Below are 20,183 nucleotides of genomic sequence, written 5' to 3' on the forward strand. Positions count from 1 at the left end.
CGGACCTGCCTTGCTGGTTCAAATCCGGGCCAAGACCCTGTCCGGATGCGCGGGCCGCCGGCTTGGCGCTGCCTGTTTCGCCCTGTCCCTGCCGGCCATCTGTGCTTGATGCTGCACCTGCGGCAGAATTACGCGGCAACGCAGCATGATCCGTGCTAGACTGATCCGGCCAACGGATCATTCAGGCGCAGGGAGCGGGGACAGATGTTGGACCAGGAGCATGCCGGGACCGGCAGGCCGTATCTTGTTGCGGCCGGGCAGGCCGCGCTGGGGTTGGGGGCCGATCCCGACCGGGGGCTGAGCAGCGACGAGGCCGCCGCCCGGCTGGCCCGCCACGGGCCGAACAAGCTGGCCGAAGCGCGCCAGGCCTCGGCGCTGGACCTGCTGATCGAACAGCTGAAAAATCCCCTGCTGGTCATCCTGATGATCGGCGCGGTGATCTCGGCCTATACCGGCCATTGGGTCGATGCCGTGGCCATCTTTGTCATCGTGCTGATCAATGCGGGCATTGGCTTTTGGCAGGAATACTCGGCCCAGAAATCCATGGCCGCGCTCAGCGCCATGGCCGCGCCCCATGCCATGGTCCTGCGCGATGGCCAATGGGCCGACATCCTGGCCGCCGACCTGGTGCCCGGCGACATCCTGCGGCTCAAGGCCGGTGACATCGTGCCCGCCGATATCCGCCTGGTCGATGCCGCGCGGCTGGAAATCGACGAAGCCGCGCTGACCGGTGAAAGCGAGCCGGTCGACAAGCATACCGATCCGCTGGCCCCCGATGCCGGCGAGGACGACATCACCCTGGCCGACCGGCGCAACATGGGGTTCATGTCGACGCTGGTCACCGGTGGCACCGGGCTGGGCCTGGTCACGGCGACGGGCATGCAGACCGAGGTCGGCCATATCGCCGGGCTGATGGCCGCGGCCGAAGAGCCCCGCACGCCCCTGCAAGAGCGCATCGACGCCCTGTCGCGCGTGCTGATGGGCGCGGCCTTCCTGGTCGTGGCCATCGTCATCGGCATCGGGCTGAGCCATGGCATGGATGCCGTGGAAATGCTGAACACGGCCATTTCCCTGTCGGTCGCGGCCATCCCCGAGGGCCTGCCCACCGTGGTGACCATCGTGCTGACCCTGGGATCGCAGGCCATGGCCCGGGAAAACGCGCTGGTGCGCAAGCTGTCGTCGGTCGAGACCCTGGGCACGACGTCGGTCATCTGTTCCGACAAGACCGGCACGCTGACCCAGAACCAGATGCAGGTCATGCGGGTCTGGACCGGCGGGCAGGAATGGCAGGTCACGGGCGAGGGGTTCGACCCTCGCGGGGCCTTTGTCGACGATGCGGGCCAGGCCGTCGAGGTGGCGCCGGGCTCGGACCTGATGCGCATGTTGCAGATCTCGGCCTATTGCAACGAGGCCGTGCTGACCGAGACCGACGGCCGGGCCGGCGTGCAGGGCAACCCGACCGACGGCGCGCTGATGGTGGCCGCGGCCAAGGCCGGGCTGACCCGCGAAGGCATGGAGGCCGAACACGGGGTGCGCCGGTTGCGGGTCTTTCCCTTCGACAGCAGCCGCAAGATGATGAGCATCCTGGTCGACGTGCCGGGCATGGGCCGCATGCTGGCGGCCAAGGGCGCGCCGGATGTCATCCTGTCCCATGCCAGCCACCTGTTGCAGGACGGCCAGGCCGTGCCCCTGACGGATGATCACCGGGCCTGGATCGAGGGCATCATCGCCGGTTTCGGGGCCGAGGCCCTGCGCACCCTGGCCGTGGCCTACAAGGCCGTGCCCGACGATCACCCCGACAACGACATGGAACACCACGAACAGGATATCGTGCTGGTCGGCATCCACGGCATCATGGACCCGCCCCGGTCCGAAGTGCGCGACGCCGTGGCCGATGCGGCCTCGGCCGGGGTGCGCGTGGTCATGATCACCGGCGATCATGCGGTGACGGCCGAGGCCATCGCCCGGTCGATCGGCATCAAGACACGCGACGACCAGACCGTGCATACCGGGGCCGAGCTGAACGCGACGAGCGACGAGGAACTGGTCGAAAAGGTGCGCAACGCGGCGGTCTTTGCCCGGGTCACGCCGGAACACAAGCTGCGCATCGTCCGGGCCCTGCAGGAAAACCAGCTGGTCACGGCCATGACCGGCGACGGGGTCAACGACGCGCCGGCCCTGCGCACGGCCGACATCGGCATTGCCATGGGCATCACCGGCACGTCGGTGGCCAAGGACAGCGCGTCGCTGATCCTGCTCGACGACAATTTCTCGACCATCGTGGGCGCCGTGCGCGAGGGCCGGCGGATCTACGACAACCTGCGCAAGTTCGTGCGCCAGGGGCTGACGGCCAACGTGGCCGAGGTGTTCTCGATCCTGCTGGCCTTCCTGCTGATGGGCCAGGATCCCCAGCTGACCCTGGCGCCGCTGATGATCCTGTGGATCAACCTGGTGTCCGACGGGCTGCCGGCACTGGCCCTGGGGGTGGAGCCCGCCGAGGACGACATCATGCGCAAGGCCCCGCGCGGGCGGGGGGAATCGCTGTTTGCCGAAGGGCTGAAAGAGCGGATCATGATCCGCGGCCTGGCGATCGGGGGGCTGACCTATTATGCCTTCCACGCCGCGCTGCAATCGGGGGCCAGCGTCGATTATGCCCAGACCACGGCCTTTGCCACGCTGATCTTCGCCCAGCTCTGGCATATCTTCGACAGCCGCACGACCACCACGCTGTTCCAGCGCAACCCCTTGGAAAACCGTGTGCTTCTGGGCGCCGTGGCGCTGTCGGCCGGGCTGTCGCTGCTGGCCATCTACACCGCGCCGGGCCAGTTCGTTCTGGGAACGACCGGGCTGGCCCTGCACGACCTGGTCGGCTGTTTCTTCCTCGCCGCCCTGCCGACGCTGGGCCTGTCGGCGATCAAGGCCCTCTTCGGCTGGCGCTGGCTCTAGGCCGCCCTGTGCAACCGCAGCGCGCCTGAAAGGCGCGCTGCCCGGCCCAACGCCCTGGCCCGGCACGGCAAGGCCGTGGTGGGCCGGGGGGCGGGAGCATCATGCGGGGAAAAGGGGGAAAGGGCGCGCCGGCCGGGGGCCTGGCACGCGCCGGTCGTCCTGCCCGGGGTGCGGTCACCCGCCCGGGCAGGCCAGGCTCAGCGGCTGAGGCCGCCGGGCAGGGTCGGCACGTCGAGCGCCGAGAAACCGTAATGGCGCAGCCAGCGCAGGTCGCTGTCGAAGAAGGCGCGCAGGTCGGGGATGCCGTATTTCAGCATGGCAATCCGGTCGATGCCCATGCCAAAGGCAAAGCCCTGGTAGACCTCCGGGTCGATCCCGCCGGCCGCGATGACCTTGGGATGCACCATGCCCGAGCCCAGAATTTCCAGCCAGTCGTCGCCTTCGCCGACCTTCAGCGTGCCGCCTTCCCAGGAACAGCGGATGTCGACCTCGGCCGAGGGTTCGGTGAAGGGGAAGTGCGACGCGCGGAAGCGCAGCTCGACCTCGTCGACCTCGAAGAAGGCCTTCACGAATTCTTCCAGCACCCATTTCAGGTTGGCCATCGAAATGTCCTTGTCGAGCGCGAGGCCCTCGACCTGGTGGAACATCGGCGTGTGGGTCTGGTCGTAATCGGCACGATAAACGCCGCCCGGGCAGATGATGCGCAGCGGCGCGCCCATCTTTTCCATCGAGCGGATCTGCACCGGCGAGGTATGGGTGCGCAGCACGTGCGGCGGACGATTGTCGCCCTCGGCGCGGGCCATGTAGAACGTGTCCATCTCGGCCCGCGCGGGGTGGTGGCCGGGGATGTTCAGCGCGTCGAAATTGTACCAGTCGGTGTCGATCCGCGGCCCTTCGGCCACCGAAAAGCCCATCTCGGCGAAGATCGCCGTGACTTCCTCGGACACCTGGGAAATCGGGTGCAGCGTGCCCTGGCGGACGGGCCGCGACGGCAGGGTGACATCCAGCCATTCGGTGCGCAGCCGCTCGTCCAGCGCCGCATCGGCCAGCGCGGCCTTCTTGGCGGCCAATGCCGAGTTGATCTCGTCCTTCAGCGCGTTCAGCGCGGGGCCGGCCGTCTGGCGCTCTTCGGGCGTCATCTTGCCCAGTTCGCGCATCTTCAGGGCAACCTCGCCCTTCTTGCCCACGGCGGCCAGGCGGATCGATTCCAGAGCCGCTTCATCGGCGGCCTCGGCGATTTGGCCCAGGTATTTGCCCTTCAGATCGTCCATGTCGGCCTCATTCCTGCGTGTTGCGCCCTGCTATCACAGGGACCGTCAAACGCAAGGGTTCTGCCCCTGGCGGAGGGCCGGGGCGGAGGTCGCGTGGTCGGAGCCGAGTGGAGGGGGAACCGGTGGAGGGCAATGGCCGAGCGGGGGCAGGGGCAAGGCGTTGGCCCCGCCGGCGGCCACGCGCGGGTTGTCGGGAAACACCCCGGGGACGCCCCGCGGGCGCAGAGGCGATCATCCGCGGGCGCGGGGCATCAAGCCTGGGCCGCCCGCACCCGGGGAGAGGGCGGCGGTGGTCCGGCGATCCGGCGACATGGCGTCGGGGATCGCCGGTGGCGGGTCAATCGGTGAGCGTGATGCCCTTCTGGTCCAGCCAATGGTCGAAATCGATAACGATCTTGCCGTCTTCCGAGGCAAATTGCGACACGGCCTCGCGGGTGCCGGCATGGTGCAGCACGTCGTCGATGACATGGCCCTTGAACCGGCCCGCGGCATCGACCCGCTCCAGCGCGCCGTCCGGGATGTGGCTGCCATGGCCCAGCTCGGCGCTGCGGTAGGTCGGCCAGTTGCGCAGGACCTTGCCGCACAGGGGATCACCTTCGAAAACGGCGATGTCGATCTGCAGCACGTGATCGCCCCAATTGCCCATGCCTTCGACCATGAAGACCCGCGCGGCGGTGCCCCGGTCACAGGCCTCCTGGTCGAGGATCCAGTTCAGCACCCGGTCGCCGTGGTCGTAGTTCCAGGTCAGCACGACCTTGTGCCAGGTGTCGGCATCCTGCTGGCCCAGCCAGGCGATGATCTGGTCGGTCTCGCCGGCCGGGATGATCGTGGTTTCCGGGTCGGTCCAGTATTTCATCAGGGCGTCCATGCGGGTCATGTTCATGGTCTTCACGTCTCTGTCTGTGTCTGTCTGGCGCGGCCGTCACGCGGAAGGAGCATGGCTGGGCGCGCGCCGATCAGGGCGCGCACGGGGCGATCGGCGCGCTATCTCTGGCCCGGAACGGAGCAAAGATGCAAGCGGAGCGCGGGCTTGCCACGCCCTGGCGGGCGCCGCGCGCGATCTGTGGCGTGGTGAGTGCCGCGCGGAACCGATGGCGCGGCGGGGCTGGGTCAGTACAGCCGTTCGGTGTTCGACACCCGCACGATCTCTTCCAGCTCTTCGATGGGCTGGGGCAGCTCGGCATGGGCCTTGACCATCTCGGCCACCGAGGGCACGTCGGACGTGTCGGGCCAGGCCTCGGGCTCCCAGATCTTGCCGCGGATGAAGGCCTTGGGGCAATGGCCCATCACCCGGCTGACCCGGATCAGCAGGATGAATTGCGGCGGCTTGCCGTTCACGGCCAGGCGCTCGCCCAGGGCCTTGTCGCGCACCAGGCGGGCCGTGCCCGAGACGCGCAGCGTGTCGCGGATGCCCGGGATGACGAAGATCAGCCCGACCTGGCCGTTGTCCATGACATTGGCAAACATATCCATGCGGAAATTGCCCGGCCGGTCGGGCAGGGCCAGGGTCTTGGGGTCGAGCACGTGGACAAAGCCGGCGGGATCGCCGCGCGGGGTCATGTCGAGCACGCCATCGGGCCGGCGCGACGACACGAAGGCCAGCGGCGCGGCGGCGATGAACCGGGCGGCCAGCGGGTCGACGTGATCGGTGACCTTGTTGCGCACGACCTCCGAGGGGGCCTTGGCATGGGCGCGCAGGGCCTCTTCGCTGTCGATCGCCTCGTCGACATCATACCCGAATACCTGGTCCATGGTCCTGCTCCTTGGGTTGTCCGGCCTGGTGGCCCGCCGGGGCCCGGCAGGCAGTGACACGCGGCGTGGCCGGGCGCATCAGGTCATGGCCCGGCCGCCCGCGGCGGTCGTCGTGACGTTAGGGCCGGCGGCGGGCGGGCTCAATCCGATACTTGCGCCTTGGGCGCCCCGCCGCCCGGCCGCGCCCGGGCAATGGACAGAAATCAAGCGCCCGCCTAGGCTTGGCCGGCCGGACCGGGCGGCGCGGGCGATGCCCGTCCGGGGTCCGGCATGGGGAGGAGGCGCCGGGGAGGAATGGCCATGGACATGCGCAACACCACGCTGGACGACACGCTGGCCCGGGCGGTGGAGGACGGCAGCCTGCCCTTCGTCGTGGCCATGACGGGCGATGCGGCCGGGCCGCGTTGGGCCGGCAGCGCGGGTGACATCGCCCCGGATGCGCTGTTTCGCATCTATTCCATGACCAAGGCCATCGGCGCGCTGGCGGCGACGATCCTGGTCGATCGCGGCCAGCTGGCCCTGGACACGCCCGTCGCGCAGATCCTGCCGGAATGGGACGACCTGCCCCTGCTGGCCGGCTGGGACGGCGACCGGCCGGTGCTGCGCCGCCCGCGCCGGCAGGCCACGATCCGCCACCTGGCGACCCACCGGTCGGGGCTGGAATACGACATGTGGAATGCCGACGTGAAACGTTATGCCAAGGTGGCCGGCGTGCCGCGGGCCGGGTCGGGCCAGCTGGCCGCCCTGGCCGGCCATCCGCTGACCTTCGAACCGGGCACGCGCTGGGGCTATGGCATATCGACCGACTGGCTGGGCCGCGTGGTCGAAGCCGTGGACGGGCGGCGCATCGATGCCTTCTGCCGCGACGAGATCCTCGGCCCGCTGGGCATGCACGATACCCTGTTCGAACTGGGCGAAAGCGCCGGGCGGCTGGCCCCGGCCTATCGGCGCCAGGCCGACGGCGGGTTCGAGGCGCTCGACCTGGCCCCGCCGTCGCAGCCGGGGTTCTACGGCATGGGCCATGCGCTTTATTCCACGGCGTCCGATTACATGCGCTTTCTGCGGATGGTGCTGAACGGTGGGGTGCTGGACGGTCGGCGGCTGCTGTCGGCCGGGGCCATGCGGGCCTTTTGCGCCGACCAGATGGAGGGCGTGCCGATGACCCCACTGCGCAGTGTCATGCCCTGGATGACCGAAGACCTCGATCTGTTTCCCGGCGTGCGGGCCAGCCATTCGCTGGCCTTCCTGCGCATCGAAGAGGACATTCCCGGCCGCCGGTCGGCCGGCAGCCTGGGCTGGGCCGGAGTGTGCAACACCCATTACTGGATCGACCCGGCCCGCGACCTGGCCGCTGTTTTCATGACCCAATGCCTGCCTTTCATCGAACCGGGCGTGCGCGGGGCCTATGACCGGTTCGAACAGGCGGTCTATGCCGGGATCTGAGCGGGGCAGGGGGGCGGGTTAGCCCCAGGGGCCTTTCGGCTCGTCCTTGGGCCGGTCCGTCGGGGCCGCACGCCGGCCTGTCCGGGGCACCCGGCTGGGTGAGAGCGGTTCGGCGTCGGATTGCGGTTGCGGGGCCTGCGACTGAGGGGCCTTCGGGGCAAAGGCCCGGGCAGCCGGCCGGTCGGCCATCGGGCCGGGGCGCGGCGCCGCCGGTCGTCCTGCCGATCGGGCCGCAGGGGCGCCACCCGCCTGGCCGGCCATCGCCCGCAGCGCGGCCACCCGGTTTTCGGTCGCCGGATGGGTGGCAAAGAGATTGTCGCGCTTGTGGGCATGCAGCGGGTTGATGATGAACATATGCGCCGTGGCCGGGTGGCGCTCGGCCGCGTCATTGTCGATCCGCGCCGCGCCGCCGGCGATCTTTTCCAGCGCCGAGGCCAGCCACAGCGGATGGCCGCAGATCTCGGCCCCGGCCTTGTCGGCGGCATATTCGCGGGTCCGGCTGATGGCCATCTGCACCAGCGCGGCGGCCATGGGCGCCAGGAACATCATCAGCAGGCTGCCCACCAGGCCCAGCCTTTCGCGCGATCCGCCGAAGAACAGCGCGAAATTGGCCAGCATGGAAATCGCCCCGGCAAAGGTTGCCGTGACCGTCATGATCGCCGTGTCGTGGTTGCGGATATGGGCCAGCTCATGGGCCACGACCCCGGCCAGCTCTTCGCGGCTGAGGCTGTGCATCAGGCCGGTCGTCACGGCCACCGCCGCATTGGCCGGGTTGCGCCCGGTGGCAAAGGCATTGGGTTGGGGCGTGTCGATCAGGTAGACCCGGGGCTGGGGCAGGCCGGCATTGCGCGCCAGTTCGGCGACCATGTCATACAGCCCGGCGCGGTCGTTATGGGCCACCGGCTGGGCATTGTGCATGCGCAGGACCATGCGGTCGGAATTCCACCAGGTGAAGACATTCATCCCCGCCGCGACCACCAGGGCGATCAACGCCCCGCCCGATCCGCCGATCAGGTAGCCCACGCCCATGAACAGCGCCGTCATGGCTGCCATCAGCATTGCCGTCTTCACGTATCCCATCGTTTTCTCCGCGTTCCTGCCCTTGGGCAACGAAGCAGATATGTGCCCGGTTCCGCGCGGTGCAAGCGTCGGGGCGGTCATGTGGTGGCATGTGGCGCGCCGGGGGCAGGCTTCGGGGTGGCAATGTGGGGGACATGTGAGGTGCCGGCGCAGGCGTCGGGGCGGACAAACGGGGGCATGTAGGGCGCCGAGGCGGTCATGCGCGGGAGGTACGGGAAGCGGGGGCGTCTTGCCGGTGTCATGGGCGCCGAGGGGGATAGGTGGCCGGGGCGTCATGCTTGGGGACATGGGGCGTGGTGGCATTGAGGGCAGGCCTGGCCGAACCATAGGAGCGCCCTTTGGCCGGCGTTCTGGCGGACCGCTCGGGTCACTGTCTGACTGATTGCCCCGGCGGCCTGGCCATGCCCTCCGCCGGGCCCACCCCTGTCTTGAGGCCTCCCCTGGCCAACCTCCTGTCTTGAGGCTTCCGCCGGCCAACCCCCTGTCTTGGGGCCTCCTCCAGCCAACGTCGTGTCTTGGGGCCTCCCCCTGGCGTGTCTTGGGGCCTCCCCCTGGCGTGTCTTGAGGCCTCCCCAGTCAACCTCCTGTCTTGAGGCCAGCCTCGGGCTGACCGACAAACCTGCCACGGGGCCTCGTTGGCGTCGGCCTACGCACCTGCCCACGATCCTGCCCGAACATCTGCCCGAATCCGAGGCACTACGCCGCCCCGTTTTCACCCCGCGTTGCCCTGATTCCTACGGTCACCGGGCCATCATCCCGTCCGGCCGGAACAGTCCCGGCGGATGTGTCGCAATTGTCCCGCATTCGATAATTGCTCCATGTTCTCGCCGCATTCCTTCCCCATTGCCGTCCCTCCCTCCGGCCAGAACTTCAGGCGAAAGGCCGCCCACCCGGCGCGCCGCAGGACACAACGCAAGACACACCGCAAGATACGACCCGGAAGGACAGACATGACCCGCCTCGCCCTGATCTTCGCCCTCGGCCTGAGCACGCTCGGCCTGACCGCCACCGCCTCCCTGGCCCAGGGCAAGGCCGCCAAGGTCCAGCGCCCGCCGGTCACCCATGCCGGCCAGTGGTACACCGCGCCGAACGGCTGTTCCTACAGCCGTGCCCAGGCCCCGGGCTATCCTCCGACCTGGCATCTCATCCAGAACCCCCACCACATCGGCAAGCCCAATGCCCGTGGCGGTTGTCCGGCCATGCTCTGACCGCAGGCCATTGGCCCGAGACCTCGCCAACCGCGTCCCCCGGGGCGCGGTTTTTGCGTTGTGGGCCAGTTGCTTGAAATAATTTGAATTGCAAATCAAATTATTTGGGGCCATATGGCCCCCATGACCGATCTTCCCCCCGCCGATTCCCGGCGCTTTTCCTTCGGCATCCGCTTTTCCCTGCTTGCCCGGCGCTGGCGGCGCGGGCTGGATCGCCAGCTGGCCGCGGCCGGCCTGACCGATGCCACCTGGGTGCCCCTTGTCCATCTTCAGAACACCGGCGGCGGCATCTCGCAAAAGGTGCTGGCCGAGCTGGTCGGCGTCGACGGCTCCAGCCTGGTGCGCGTGCTGGACATTCTCGAACGCCAGGGCCTGGTTGAGCGCCGGCGCGATGCCCGGGACGGCCGTGCCCGGCTGATCCACCTGACGGCCACCGGCCAGAGCCGGGTGGACGCCATCCGGGCCGAGCTCTTTGCCGCCGAGCGCCGCATGCTGGCCGGGCTGGACGATGCCGCCATTGCCGCGATGCTCGGCCATTTCGATGCCATCGACGCGGCCATCACGGCCATGGAAGAGGACGCCCGCCCATGACAGCCGCCGCGCCCCGCATCCGCCGCATCGACGCCCTGCGCCAGCTTCTGCAACGGGACGAACTGCGCGCGTCGATGGCGCTGTCGCCCCAGCCGACCCTGCTGATGTCGGCCCTGGCCGGGCTGCAGGCCGGGGCGGCCATGGCCATTGCCCTGCCGCTGGCCCACCTGTCGCCCTGGCCGCACCTGATCGGCTATGCCGCGCTGGGCGCCATCGTTGCCCTGTTCGGCCGGTTCGAACCGGGGCGCAGCCGGCACCGCGTGGTGGCGCTCTGCGCCCTGACCCAGACCCTGGCCGTGCTGGCCATGTCGCTGGTCGCCTGGGCCGGCGCGCCCGATGCCCTGCGACTGGGGCTGCTGGCCCTGTCCTGCGGGCTGTTCTTCCTGGTCAGCGTGTCGGGGCGCTTTGGTCCGCCGGGCGCGCTGATCTTCGTCTTTGCGGCGGGCGCGGCGATGCAGGATGCCGACAGCCTGCGCGTGGTGATCGAACGCACCCAGGCCACCGGGCTGGCCGCCACGCTGGCCTGGGCGCTCTGCCTGGCCAGCGACGGGCTGCGCCGGCGGCTGGCCCCCGACACCCTGCCGCAGGAGCCGCTGCAACCCCTGTCCGAACGGTTGCGAGCGGCCCTGCGCATTGCCGCCGGAGCCGGGCTGGCCATCTTTGCCAGCCGGGCCCTGGGCGCCAGCTTTCCGGCCTGGGCCGGGATGGGCGCGCTGACCGTGATGCAGGGCGCGCATCTGCGGATCAGCCTGCACCGGGCGGTGCAGCGCATGGCCGGCACGCTGGTCGGCACCTTCATCGCCTTTGCCATCCTGATCCAGGAGCCGGGCCTCTGGGTCATCCTGCCCCTGCTGGTGTTGCTGCAATTTGCCACCGAACTGATCATCGGAGCGAATTACGGGCTGGGCCAGGTGCTGGTGACGCCGATGGCCCTGCTGATGACCCATCTGGCCGCGCCGCATGTGCCGGCGGCCCTGATGGCCCCCGAGCGGGTCATCGACACCATGCTCGGCGCGGCCATCGGCCTTGTCGCCGCCGTGGTCATGTCATCGGCCCGGGCCCGCCAGGACCTGGCCCGGAGACAGCCCGCCTGAAGGCGGGATAGGCGAGGCCGTGCGCCCCCCCGGTGCATGGCCCGTGACCACCCCTGGCCAACTGAAAACCGGCAATGGCCTTCCCCGAAACGAAAAATCCCCCGAAACAAAAAATCGCGCCGGGCCGCAGCCAGACGCGATTTCCAATTCCATCGGGCACGCCGGGCGTGCCCTGCCGGGGGCCAGGTCAGGCGGCCAGGGCACCCTTGGCCTGCTCGACGATGGCGCCGAAGGCTTCGGGCTCGTGCACGGCCAGGTCGGCCAGCACCTTGCGGTCGACCTCGATGCCGGCCAGCGTCAGGCCGTTGATGAAACGCGAATAGGTCAGCGCTTCGTCATGGGCCCGGACAGCGGCGTTGATCCGCTGGATCCACAGCGCCCGGAAATTCCGCTTGCGCGTCTTCCGGTCACGGGTTGCATACTGGTTGGCCTTGTCGACGGCCTGGGTCGCGGTCTTGAAGTTCGACTTGCGGCGGCCGTAATAGCCTTTTGCAGCCTTGATGATCTTCTTGTGACGGGCGTGGGTGACGGTACCACCTTTGACACGGGACATGTGCTAGTCTCCTTCCGATCAGCGGTCGTAGGGCATGTAGCCCTTGACGATCTTGGCGTCGGGGGCCGACAGGGTGGTCGTGCCGCGCGCGTCGCGGATGAATTTCTTGTGACGCTTGATCATGCCGTGGCGCTTGCCCGCCTGGCCTGCCATCACCTTGCCGGTGCCGGTCACCTTGAAGCGCTTCTTGGCGCTCGACTTCGTCTTCATCTTGGGCATTTCGGTCTCCTCATCTTTTCGAGTCCGGATTGGCGCGACTCGGCATGCCACTATCGGCCGGCCGCGCATGAGAGGCGCCCACTACAGCTTTCCGGTGAACTTGACAAGGGCCAATGCAGAGCCGGGCCGCCCCCGGATCGTGCTGGCCTGCGTTTATTCGGGCGCAGGCCCGTCGCGTCAATCCCGACCGGAGCGTGGTGCCGTCCACGGGCGGGATGTCGAGGTCGCGTCCGACCCACGGCCGAGATCAGCCCGGCGATTGGGGCGTCCTCGGACATCTCGGCGATGTCCAACTCGACAACCTTAACCTCCCGGTGCTGCGCCCGCACCCGGCAGGGCAGGTGGCCCCGGGCTGCCAGCCCCCGAAACGCAGACAGCACCGCGGGCAGATGCGCGCGGTGCTGTCTGGAAATCTCGGGTCCGGCCAGCCGTTTGCCAGCCCCGGCGCGGTCAGCGCCGGATGATCAGGTGATCACCCGGGCGATCACGTCGATGAACGCATTGGGCACGTCGGGCCAGGAATAGCCCCCGGGCTTGGACGTCACGGCCGAAAAGATCAGGTATCCGCCCCCTGCGGCCAGCAGAAAGGGCAGTTTCGGCAGCCGCCGCTCGACCACTCCGGCCAGAAAGCCGGGCACGGCCAGCCCGGCCAGCAGGATGCCGATGACAAGCGAAAGATCGGGGTCCATCACATCTCCTTCAACGTCGGGACATGCAGCTTATTCGCCCGGATCCATATAGTAAATCATCCGCTCGTCGCAGGGCGCGACCCGCAGGATGTTGGTCGTGCCGGCCACGTTGAACGGCACCCCGGCGGTGACCACGATCTGGTCGTCGGGCTCGGCATAACCTGTCTGGATCGCCGCGCGCACGGCGTTGACCACGGCCATCTTGAAGCGCGTCAGCTGCTCGGTCATCATCGGGCTGGTGCCCCAGGTCAGCGCCAGCTGGCGCGCCGTGCTGCGCATGTTGGTCATCGCGATGATCGGCACCGTCGGACGTTCCCGGGCCGTCAGCAGGGCCGTCGTGCCCGATTGGGTATAGGCCACGATGGCCTTGATGTCCGTCGTTTCGGCAATCTCGCGCGCGGCGGCCACGATCCCGTCGGCCACCCGGCTCTGCCGGCCTTCGCGCGAAGCGGCGATGATCTTCATGTAGTTCGGATCGGCCTCGACCTCGCGGGCGACGTTGTCCATCGTCTGCACGGCTTCGACGGGGTACTGGCCGGCCGCCGATTCGGCGCTCAGCATCACCGCGTCGGCGCCTTCGTAGATCGCCGTTGCCACGTCCGACACCTCGGCCCGTGTCGGCATCGGGCTTTCGATCATGCTTTCCAGCATCTGCGTGGCGATGACCACCGGCTTGGCCGCGGCCCGGCACTGGCGCACCAGCCGCTTCTGGATCGGCGGCACGGCATGGACGGGCAGTTCGACGCCCAGGTCACCCCGGGCCACCATGACGCCGTCGCAGACCGCCAGGATGTCTTCGAATTTCTCGACGGCCGCCGGTTTTTCGACCTTGACCATGATGTTGGCCCGCACGCCCACCAGCCCGCGCGCTTCCTGCACGTCCTCGGGCCGTTGCACGAAGGACAGCGCCAGCCAGTCGACACCCAGCCGGCAGGCAAATTCCAGGTCCTTGCGGTCCTTCTTGGTCAGCGCGGCCAGCGGCAGCACCACGTCGGGCACGTTCACGCCCTTGCGGTCGGAAATCGTGCCCCCGGCGATCACCGTGCAATCGGCGTGATCCTTGCTGCAGCTGTCCACCCGCAGGCGGATCTTGCCGTCATTGACCAAGAGCCGCGCGCCGGGTTCGAGGGCGGCAAAGATCTCGGGGTGGGGCAGGCCGACCCGCGTCTTGTCGCCGGGCGTGTCCTTGTCCAGGTCCAGCCGGAAGGCCGCGCCTTCCTCCAGCTCTTCCGAGCCGTTGGCAAAGGTCGACACCCGCAGCTTGGGGCCCTGGAGATCGGCCAGGATGGCGATCGTGCTTTCCAGGTCCTCCTCGACCTGGCGGATGATGGCATGACGGGCCTTGATGTCCTCGTGCGTGCCATGGCTCATGTTCAGCCGGAAGACATCGGCGCCCGCCTCGTGCAGGGCGCGGATCGTGTCATAGTCGCTGGAGGCCGGCCCGAGGGTGGCCACGATTTTCACTCGACGATTTCGGATCATGCGCCTTTTGCTCCCGAATTAAGGCTTGTTACCGCAAACATGGGTCTAGCGGGTTTCCGTGCGAATTTCCATCCCCGCCGCAATGCCATAAGCAGGCGGTCAAGGAAGTGACAGGCAGATGACATATACCCCCTTTTTCCTCGATGGCGATACACGCCCCGCCCGCTGGCGCGTGACCTGCGACCATGCGGCCAATACCGTGCCGCCGATGATCTCGGGCGGCGATCTCGGCCTGCCGGCCGCCGACATGGCCCGCCACATCGCCTGGGATGTCGGCGCCTGGGGCGTGTCGCTGGCCCTGGGCCGGCTGCTCGACGCGCCGGTTGCTGGGGCCAATTTCTCGCGGCTGGTCATCGATCCCAACCGGGGCGAGGACGATCCCACCCTGCTGATGAAGCTCTACGACGGCACGATCATCCCCGGCAACCGCCACGCCGATGCGGATGAATGCAATCGCCGGCTGGACCTGTGCTATCGGCCCTATGACCGGGTGCTGGCCGGGCTGATGGCCCCCGCGGGCAGCGTGCAATTGTCGATCCACAGCTTCACGCCGCAATTGCGCGGCCGCCCGCCCCGACCCTGGCATGTCGGTATCCTGCATGCCGGGGCCAATCCCCTGGCCGAGGCCCTGCTGAGACTGCTGCGCGCCGAGCCCGACCTGGTCATCGGCGAGAACGAGCCCTACGGCGGGCATCTGCCCGGCGATGCCATCGACCGCCACGCCCTGGCGCTCGGCCGGGCCAACGTGCTGATCGAGCTGCGCAACGACCTGATCGCCACGCCCGAGGGGCAACAGGCCTGGGCCGCCCGCCTGGCCCCGCTGCTGACCCGCGCCCTGGCCGACAGCGGCCTCTGACGCCGGGTGCCGCCCGTGCTCCCTTCGGGGGCCGGGCCCGGCCTGCTGCTTCTTTCTCTTTGAAAATATCCGGCGACCGGCCCGCCACGGGGCGCGCCGTTTCCAGAAAAGGGCGCCCCGGCCGTCGCCCCGATCTGCGCCGCCCGTTGAAGCGGTGCGGCCGGCTTGCTACCTCAGTCACAGCCCCGCATGAGACAAAGAGAGATGCCGATGGACACCCAGACCGAGATCGAGCTTCAGGCCGCCGCCTTCCGCCGCCTGCAGAAACACCTGATGGAAGACCGCCTGGACGTGCAGAACATCGACCTGATGAACCTGGCCGGGTTCTGCCGCAACTGCCTCAGCCGTTGGTACAAGGAAGCGGCGCTGGAAAAGGGCATCGAGATGGACGACGCCCAGGCCCGCGAGACGTTTTACGGCATGCCCTATGCCGAGTGGAAGGCCCGCCACCAGACCGAGACCAGCGCCGAGCAAAAGGCCGCCTTCGGCACGTCCTTCGCCGAGAACGTCACCGACCGGTCATGAAAAAGGCCCGGCGCCCCACCGGGCCCGGGCCTTTCCGAAATCGCGCGTGGACCCCTTCCGCCGCACCGGCCCTTCGGGGCCGGGCGGGTCAGGGCGCCCGGGCCGATCAGACGGCGGCCTTGCGGCTTTCGTCCAGGTAGATCTCGCGCAGGCGGCGGGCCACCGGGCCCGGCGTGCCGCCACCCAGGGCCGCGCCGTCGATCTCGACCACCGGCATGACGAAGGACGACGCCGAGGTGATGAAGGCCTCGTCGGCCGACTTGGCCTCGTCGATGGTGAAATTGCGTTCCTCGATTTCCATCTGCGCCTCTTCGGCAAAGCGCAGCACGGCGGCCCGGGTGATGCCGTGCAGGATGTCGGTCGACAGCGCCCGGGTGATGATCTTGCCGCCCTTCACGATATAGGCGTTGTTCGACGTGCCCTCGGTGACAAAGCCGTCCTCGACCATCCAGGCATCATCGGCCCCGGCCTTCTTGGCCATCATCTTGCCCATCGACGGATAGAGCAGCTGCACGGTCTTGATGTCGCGTCGGCCCCAGCGGATGTCCTCGATCGAGATCACGCTGATGCCCTTTTCGGCCTGCGGGCTTTCGGCCAGGCCGGGCTTGGACTGGGTGAAGAGCACGATGGTCGAACCGACCTCGGCCGGATCGGGGAAGGCGAAATCGCGGTCGCCGGCCGAGCCGCGTGTGATCTGCAGATAGACCAGCCCGTCAGTGATCTCGTTCCGGGAAACCAGCTCGCGGTGGATGGCCAGCAGCTCGTCCATGGTCACCGGCGCGGCCATGTCCAGCTCGGTCAGCGAGCGCTGCAGGCGCCGGGCATGGCCGTCGAAATCGATCAGCTTGCCGCCCAGCACGCTGGTCACCTCGTAGACCCCGTCGGCCATCAGGAAGCCGCGGTCGAAGATCGACACCTTCGCTTCGGTTTCCGGCAGGTACTCTCCGTTGACGTAAACGGTGCGGGTCATGGGCGTGTCTCCGAGAATTGGGTCGTGTCTCTGTCGTCGCTGCGCCGGGGCGCGTCAAGATCGGTGTTGCGAAGGGGGGCCGATGTCCGGCCGGATATTTGAGAAGAGAAAGAAGCAGCAGGACGCCGCTTCGATCCCGGCGTCATCCCCAGAGGGCGGCCCGGGGCGGGTGCACGCCCTTGTCGTCGTAGACCAGCGGCGTGTCGCGGTCGCGGGCCATCAGCAGGGGGCCGTCGAGATCGGTGATCATCGCGCCCTGGGCCACCAGCGTCGCCGGGGCCATGGCCAGCGACGAGCCGACCATGCAGCCGACCATGACCTTGTAGCCCTGTTCCAGCGCGGCCTTGCGCAGGGCCAGCGCCTCGGTCAGCCCGCCGGTCTTGTCCAGCTTGATGTTCACCACGTCGTACTTGCCCTTGAGATGCGGCAGCGAGGCCCGGTCGTGGCAGCTTTCGTCGGCACAGACCGGCACCGGGCGGTCCATCCCCGCCAGGGCCTCGTCATCCGCGGCGGGCAGGGGCTGTTCGACCAGCGCCACGCCCAGCCGGACCAGGTGCGGGGCCAGGTCGGCATAGACCTCGGCCGACCAGCCTTCGTTGGCATCGACGATGATCTTTGCGCCGGGCGCCCCGGCCCGCACGGCTTCCAGCCGCGGCATGTCGTCGGGCGTGCCCAGCTTGATCTTGAGCAGGGGGCGGTGGGCATTCTTTGCCGCCTGGGCCTGCATCGCCTCGGGCGTGTCCAGCGACAGGGTGTAGGCCGTGATCTCGGGCCCCGGTACCGGCAGCCCGGCAAGGTCCCAGGCACGTTTCCCCGCCCGCTTGCATTCCAGGTCCCACAGGGCGCAATCCACGGCATTCCGCGCCGCCCCGGCCGGCAGCAGATCGGCCAGGCCGACCCGGCCGAAATCCGACGGCAGCCCGCGGATCTCGGCCTCGACACTGTCCAGCGTTTCATCATAGCGCGCGTAGGGCACGCATTCGCCCATCCCGACGGCTTCGCCATCGGTCACCCGCACCGTCAGCACCTGGGCTTCGGTCCGCGAGCCCCGGCTGATCGTGAACACCTGTGCCAGCGGGAACACGTCCCGCGCGACCTCGATCCGCATCGCCGGACCTCCTGCTTCTTTCTCTTTCCAAATATCCGGCCGGCGGCCGGCCCGGGGGCCAGACTAGATCGCCTTCAGCGCCTCGACCAGCCGCATGGCGCCTTGGCGGAACGGATCCACCGTCGGCAGGCCCATGCGTTCCTCGACCTCGGCCATGTAGGCCAGGGCCTCGTCTTCGGACATGTGCTGGGTGTTGATCGAAATCCCCACCACCTGGCAGGACGGGTTGGCCACCCGTGCCAGCGCCAGCGCCGTGTCGCGCACCGCTTCCAGCGTCGGCATGGCATAATCTGGCAGGCCCCGCATGTGCGGCCGCGTCGGTTCATGGCTGAGGATCAGCGCGTCGGGCTGGCCGCCATGGATCAGCGCCATGGTCACCCCGGAATAGGACACGTGGAAGATCGAGCCCTGGCCTTCGATGATGTCCCAGTGGTCATCTTCGTTGTCGGGCGTCAGCCATTCCACCGAACCGGCCATGAAGTCGGCGATCACCGCGTCCAGCGGCACGCCTTCGCCGGTGATCAGGATGCCCGTCTGGCCGGTGGCCCGGAACGTGCTTTTCATCCCCGCTTCGCGCATGTCGCGGTCGACGGCCAGCGCGGTGTACATCTTGCCCACCGAACAATCGGTGCCCACGGCCAGCACGCGCTTGCCCGTGCGTTTCTTGCCGTTGGCGATCGGATAGACCACGCTCGGCACCCGCACGTCGTGCAGCGTGCGCCCGCAGGCCTTGGCCACGGCCACCAGGTCGGGCTCGTCGCGCAGCAGGTTGTGCAGGCCCGAGGCCAGGTCGAAGCCCTCTTCCAGCGCCTGGATCAGGACCTTCTTCCAGGTCTGGCTGATCAGCCCGCCCCGGTTGGCCACGCCGATCACCAGCGTCTTGGCCCCGGCGGCCTTGGCGTCGGCCAGGGTCATGTCGGTCAGGCCCACGTCGGCCTTGCACCCCTCCAGCCGCAGCTGCCCCACGGCATTGTCGGGGCGCCAGTCGCGGATGCCCTGGGCCACCTTGGCGGCCAGCTGGTCGGGGGCATCGCCGAGGAACAGAAGGTAGGGGGTCTGGATCATGGGGGGAGAACTCCTTGCGTCGGGCCACACTATCCCTTGCCGGGCCGTGGATGTCCTGCCGAACTTCGCCGCCCTGCGGCATGATTGGTGAAGATTGTGCGCCACTTGCGCGCATTTGTCGAAGAATCGTGCGCCGAAGAAACGGTTTGCGCCCCGATCCGTTCCGCGCCGGTGCAGCATTTTCCGCATCCTTGCTGCGCGCGCAAAATAGGTCTTGCGTGGCGCTGCGCAATTTAATAGCCGTTTTGCCAAAGTTAAACGCAACAATATGACCGAAAGGCCGCCTCATGAGCTTTCGCCTCCAGCCCGCCGCGCCGGCCCGGCCCAACCGCTGCCAGCTGTTCGGCCCGGGGTCGCGCCCGGCCATCTTCGAAAAGATGGCCGCCAGCGCCGCTGATGTCATCAACCTCGATCTCGAGGATTCGGTGGCCCCGTCCGACAAGGACGCCGCCCGGGCCAACATCATCCAGGCCATTTCCGACATCGACTGGGGCACCAAGACGCTCAGCGTGCGGATCAACGGGCTGGACACGCCGTGGTGGTATCGCGACGTGGTCGACCTGCTGGAACAGGCCGGCGAGCGGCTCGACATGATCATGATCCCCAAGGTGGGCTGCGCCGGCGATCTTTATGCCGTCGACGCGCTGGTCACGGCGATCGAGGCGGCCAAGGGGCGCAGCAAGAAGATCGCCTTCGAGGTCATCATCGAATCGGCCGCGGGCATCGCCCATGTCGAGGAGATCGCCGCGGCCTCGCCCCGGTTGCAGGCCATGTCGCTGGGCGCCGCCGATTTCGCGGCCTCGATGGGCATGCAGACCACGGGCATCGGCGGGACGCAGGAAAACTATTACATGCTCCAGGCCGGGGCCAAACACTGGTCCGACCCGTGGCACTGGGCCCAGGCCGCCATCGTCGCCGCCTGCCGCACCCATGGCGTTCTGCCGGTCGACGGCCCCTTCGGCGATTTCTCGGATGACGAGGGCTTTCGCGCCCAGGCCCTGCGCTCGGCCACGCTGGGCATGGTCGGCAAATGGGCGATCCATCCCAAGCAGATCGCCCTGGCCAACGAGGTCTTTACCCCCTCTGACGCCGCCGTCACCGAAGCGCGCGAGATCCTCGCCGCGATGGAAGAGGCCAAGGCCAAGGGCGAAGGCGCGACGGTCTACAAGGGCCGGCTGGTCGATATCGCCTCGATCAAGCAGGCCGAGGTCATCGTGCGCCAGTCGGAAATGATCGCCGGGGCCTGAGCCCGCGCGACATGAAAAGGGGCGCCGTGTCGAACCGGCGCCCCTGTTGATCCTTCCGGGGTCTTTCGGCGTCGGGGCGATCCC

18 protein-coding genes and 1 pseudogene are annotated in these 20,183 nt (G+C 68.4%); 8 read left to right on the forward strand and 11 right to left on the reverse strand.

What is annotated here, in order from left to right:
- Positions 1 to 204: 204 nt before the first annotated feature.
- Positions 205 to 2,946 carry a cation-translocating P-type ATPase gene (locus ACK3BB_RS04980; protein ID WP_428927624.1) on the forward strand — a complete coding sequence of 914 codons (2,742 nt, stop codon included), beginning with the start codon at positions 205 to 207 and terminating at the stop codon, positions 2,944 to 2,946.
- 197 nt (positions 2,947 to 3,143) lie between these two features.
- Here the strand turns inward: ACK3BB_RS04980 and pheS are convergent, their stop codons facing one another.
- The 3 genes from pheS to ACK3BB_RS04995 all read right to left on the reverse strand — a co-directional run bounded on the left by pheS (position 3,144) and on the right by ACK3BB_RS04995 (position 5,969).
- Complete coding sequence (gene pheS, locus ACK3BB_RS04985; protein WP_428927625.1) at positions 3,144 to 4,217, reverse strand: phenylalanine--tRNA ligase subunit alpha; 1,074 nt, start codon at positions 4,215 to 4,217, stop codon at positions 3,144 to 3,146.
- Between the two features lie 337 nt (positions 4,218 to 4,554).
- On the reverse strand, positions 4,555 to 5,094 hold the full coding sequence (locus ACK3BB_RS04990) for a DUF4274 domain-containing protein (RefSeq protein WP_428927626.1): 540 nt from the start codon (positions 5,092 to 5,094) through the stop codon (positions 4,555 to 4,557).
- Between the two features lie 233 nt (positions 5,095 to 5,327).
- The gene (locus tag ACK3BB_RS04995; protein ID WP_428927627.1) at positions 5,328 to 5,969 is read right to left on the reverse strand and encodes an MSMEG_1061 family FMN-dependent PPOX-type flavoprotein; all 642 of its coding nucleotides are present in this window, start codon (positions 5,967 to 5,969) and stop codon (positions 5,328 to 5,330) included.
- 300 nt (positions 5,970 to 6,269) lie between these two features.
- On the opposite strand from ACK3BB_RS04995, the gene ACK3BB_RS05000 reads away from it, so the two are divergent.
- The gene (locus ACK3BB_RS05000) at positions 6,270 to 7,412 is read left to right on the forward strand and encodes a serine hydrolase domain-containing protein (protein ID WP_428927628.1); all 1,143 of its coding nucleotides are present in this window, start codon (positions 6,270 to 6,272) and stop codon (positions 7,410 to 7,412) included.
- A 183-nt stretch (positions 7,413 to 7,595) separates the two neighbouring features.
- Here the strand turns inward: ACK3BB_RS05000 and htpX are convergent.
- Positions 7,596 to 8,492 (reverse strand): annotated as a pseudogene (gene htpX, locus ACK3BB_RS05005) (zinc metalloprotease HtpX); the annotation flags it as partial.
- 950 nt (positions 8,493 to 9,442) lie between these two features.
- Here htpX and ACK3BB_RS05010 point away from each other — a divergent pair.
- The 3 genes from ACK3BB_RS05010 (at position 9,443) to ACK3BB_RS05020 (ending at position 11,385) form a co-directional block, all read left to right on the forward strand.
- Positions 9,443 to 9,700, forward strand: coding sequence for a hypothetical protein (locus tag ACK3BB_RS05010; protein WP_428927629.1), 258 nt, complete (start codon positions 9,443 to 9,445; stop codon positions 9,698 to 9,700).
- 123 nt (positions 9,701 to 9,823) lie between these two features.
- Entirely contained in the window at positions 9,824 to 10,291 is a 468-nt protein-coding gene (locus ACK3BB_RS05015; RefSeq protein WP_428927630.1) for a MarR family winged helix-turn-helix transcriptional regulator, read from the forward strand.
- Positions 10,288 to 11,385 (forward strand): FUSC family protein, encoded by a 1,098-nt coding sequence (locus ACK3BB_RS05020; RefSeq protein WP_428927631.1) that lies wholly within the window; start codon positions 10,288 to 10,290, stop codon positions 11,383 to 11,385. The genes ACK3BB_RS05015 and ACK3BB_RS05020 overlap by 4 nt, the downstream gene beginning before the upstream one ends.
- A 187-nt stretch (positions 11,386 to 11,572) precedes the next feature.
- Here the strand turns inward: ACK3BB_RS05020 and rplT are convergent, their stop codons facing one another.
- The 4 genes from rplT to pyk all read right to left on the reverse strand — a co-directional run bounded on the left by rplT (position 11,573) and on the right by pyk (position 14,328).
- Complete coding sequence (gene rplT, locus ACK3BB_RS05025; protein WP_428927632.1) at positions 11,573 to 11,938, reverse strand: 50S ribosomal protein L20; 366 nt, start codon at positions 11,936 to 11,938, stop codon at positions 11,573 to 11,575.
- An 18-nt stretch (positions 11,939 to 11,956) separates the two neighbouring features.
- Complete coding sequence (rpmI, locus tag ACK3BB_RS05030) at positions 11,957 to 12,157, reverse strand: 50S ribosomal protein L35 (RefSeq protein WP_428927633.1); 201 nt, start codon at positions 12,155 to 12,157, stop codon at positions 11,957 to 11,959.
- A gap of 464 nt (positions 12,158 to 12,621) precedes the next feature.
- Complete coding sequence (locus ACK3BB_RS05035) at positions 12,622 to 12,846, reverse strand: hypothetical protein (RefSeq protein WP_428927634.1); 225 nt, start codon at positions 12,844 to 12,846, stop codon at positions 12,622 to 12,624.
- A 30-nt stretch (positions 12,847 to 12,876) separates the two neighbouring features.
- On the reverse strand, positions 12,877 to 14,328 hold the full coding sequence (gene pyk, locus ACK3BB_RS05040; protein WP_428927635.1) for a pyruvate kinase: 1,452 nt from the start codon (positions 14,326 to 14,328) through the stop codon (positions 12,877 to 12,879).
- A 118-nt stretch (positions 14,329 to 14,446) separates the two neighbouring features.
- On the opposite strand from pyk, the gene ACK3BB_RS05045 reads away from it, so the two are divergent.
- Both ACK3BB_RS05045 and ACK3BB_RS05050 read left to right on the forward strand, forming a co-directional pair.
- Positions 14,447 to 15,184 carry an N-formylglutamate amidohydrolase gene (locus tag ACK3BB_RS05045; RefSeq protein WP_428927636.1) on the forward strand — a complete coding sequence of 246 codons (738 nt, stop codon included), beginning with the start codon at positions 14,447 to 14,449 and terminating at the stop codon, positions 15,182 to 15,184.
- Positions 15,185 to 15,394: 210 nt separating this feature from the next.
- Positions 15,395 to 15,709, forward strand: coding sequence for a DUF1244 domain-containing protein (locus ACK3BB_RS05050; RefSeq protein ID WP_428927637.1), 315 nt, complete (start codon positions 15,395 to 15,397; stop codon positions 15,707 to 15,709).
- Between the two features lie 106 nt (positions 15,710 to 15,815).
- Here ACK3BB_RS05050 and ACK3BB_RS05055 read toward each other — a convergent pair whose 3' ends face one another.
- The 3 genes from ACK3BB_RS05055 to dgcN form a co-directional block, all read right to left on the reverse strand.
- Positions 15,816 to 16,679 carry a D-amino-acid transaminase gene (locus ACK3BB_RS05055; RefSeq protein WP_428927638.1) on the reverse strand — a complete coding sequence of 288 codons (864 nt, stop codon included), beginning with the start codon at positions 16,677 to 16,679 and terminating at the stop codon, positions 15,816 to 15,818.
- A 142-nt stretch (positions 16,680 to 16,821) separates the two neighbouring features.
- The gene (gene dgcA, locus ACK3BB_RS05060; RefSeq protein ID WP_428927639.1) at positions 16,822 to 17,787 is read right to left on the reverse strand and encodes an N-acetyl-D-Glu racemase DgcA; all 966 of its coding nucleotides are present in this window, start codon (positions 17,785 to 17,787) and stop codon (positions 16,822 to 16,824) included.
- A 63-nt stretch (positions 17,788 to 17,850) separates the two neighbouring features.
- Positions 17,851 to 18,852 (reverse strand): N-acetyltransferase DgcN, encoded by a 1,002-nt coding sequence (gene dgcN / locus ACK3BB_RS05065; RefSeq protein ID WP_428927640.1) that lies wholly within the window; start codon positions 18,850 to 18,852, stop codon positions 17,851 to 17,853.
- A 287-nt stretch (positions 18,853 to 19,139) separates the two neighbouring features.
- On the opposite strand from dgcN, the gene ACK3BB_RS05070 reads away from it, so the two are divergent.
- Positions 19,140 to 20,099: an L-malyl-CoA/beta-methylmalyl-CoA lyase gene (locus ACK3BB_RS05070; RefSeq protein ID WP_428927641.1), complete on the forward strand. Its 960-nt coding sequence runs from the start codon at positions 19,140 to 19,142 to the stop codon at positions 20,097 to 20,099.
- The last annotated feature ends 84 nt before the right edge of the window (positions 20,100 to 20,183 follow it).

The sequence above is a fragment of the Marinibacterium sp. SX1 genome (assembly GCF_050389775.1).
Classification (GTDB): domain Bacteria; phylum Pseudomonadota; class Alphaproteobacteria; order Rhodobacterales; family Rhodobacteraceae; genus Marinibacterium.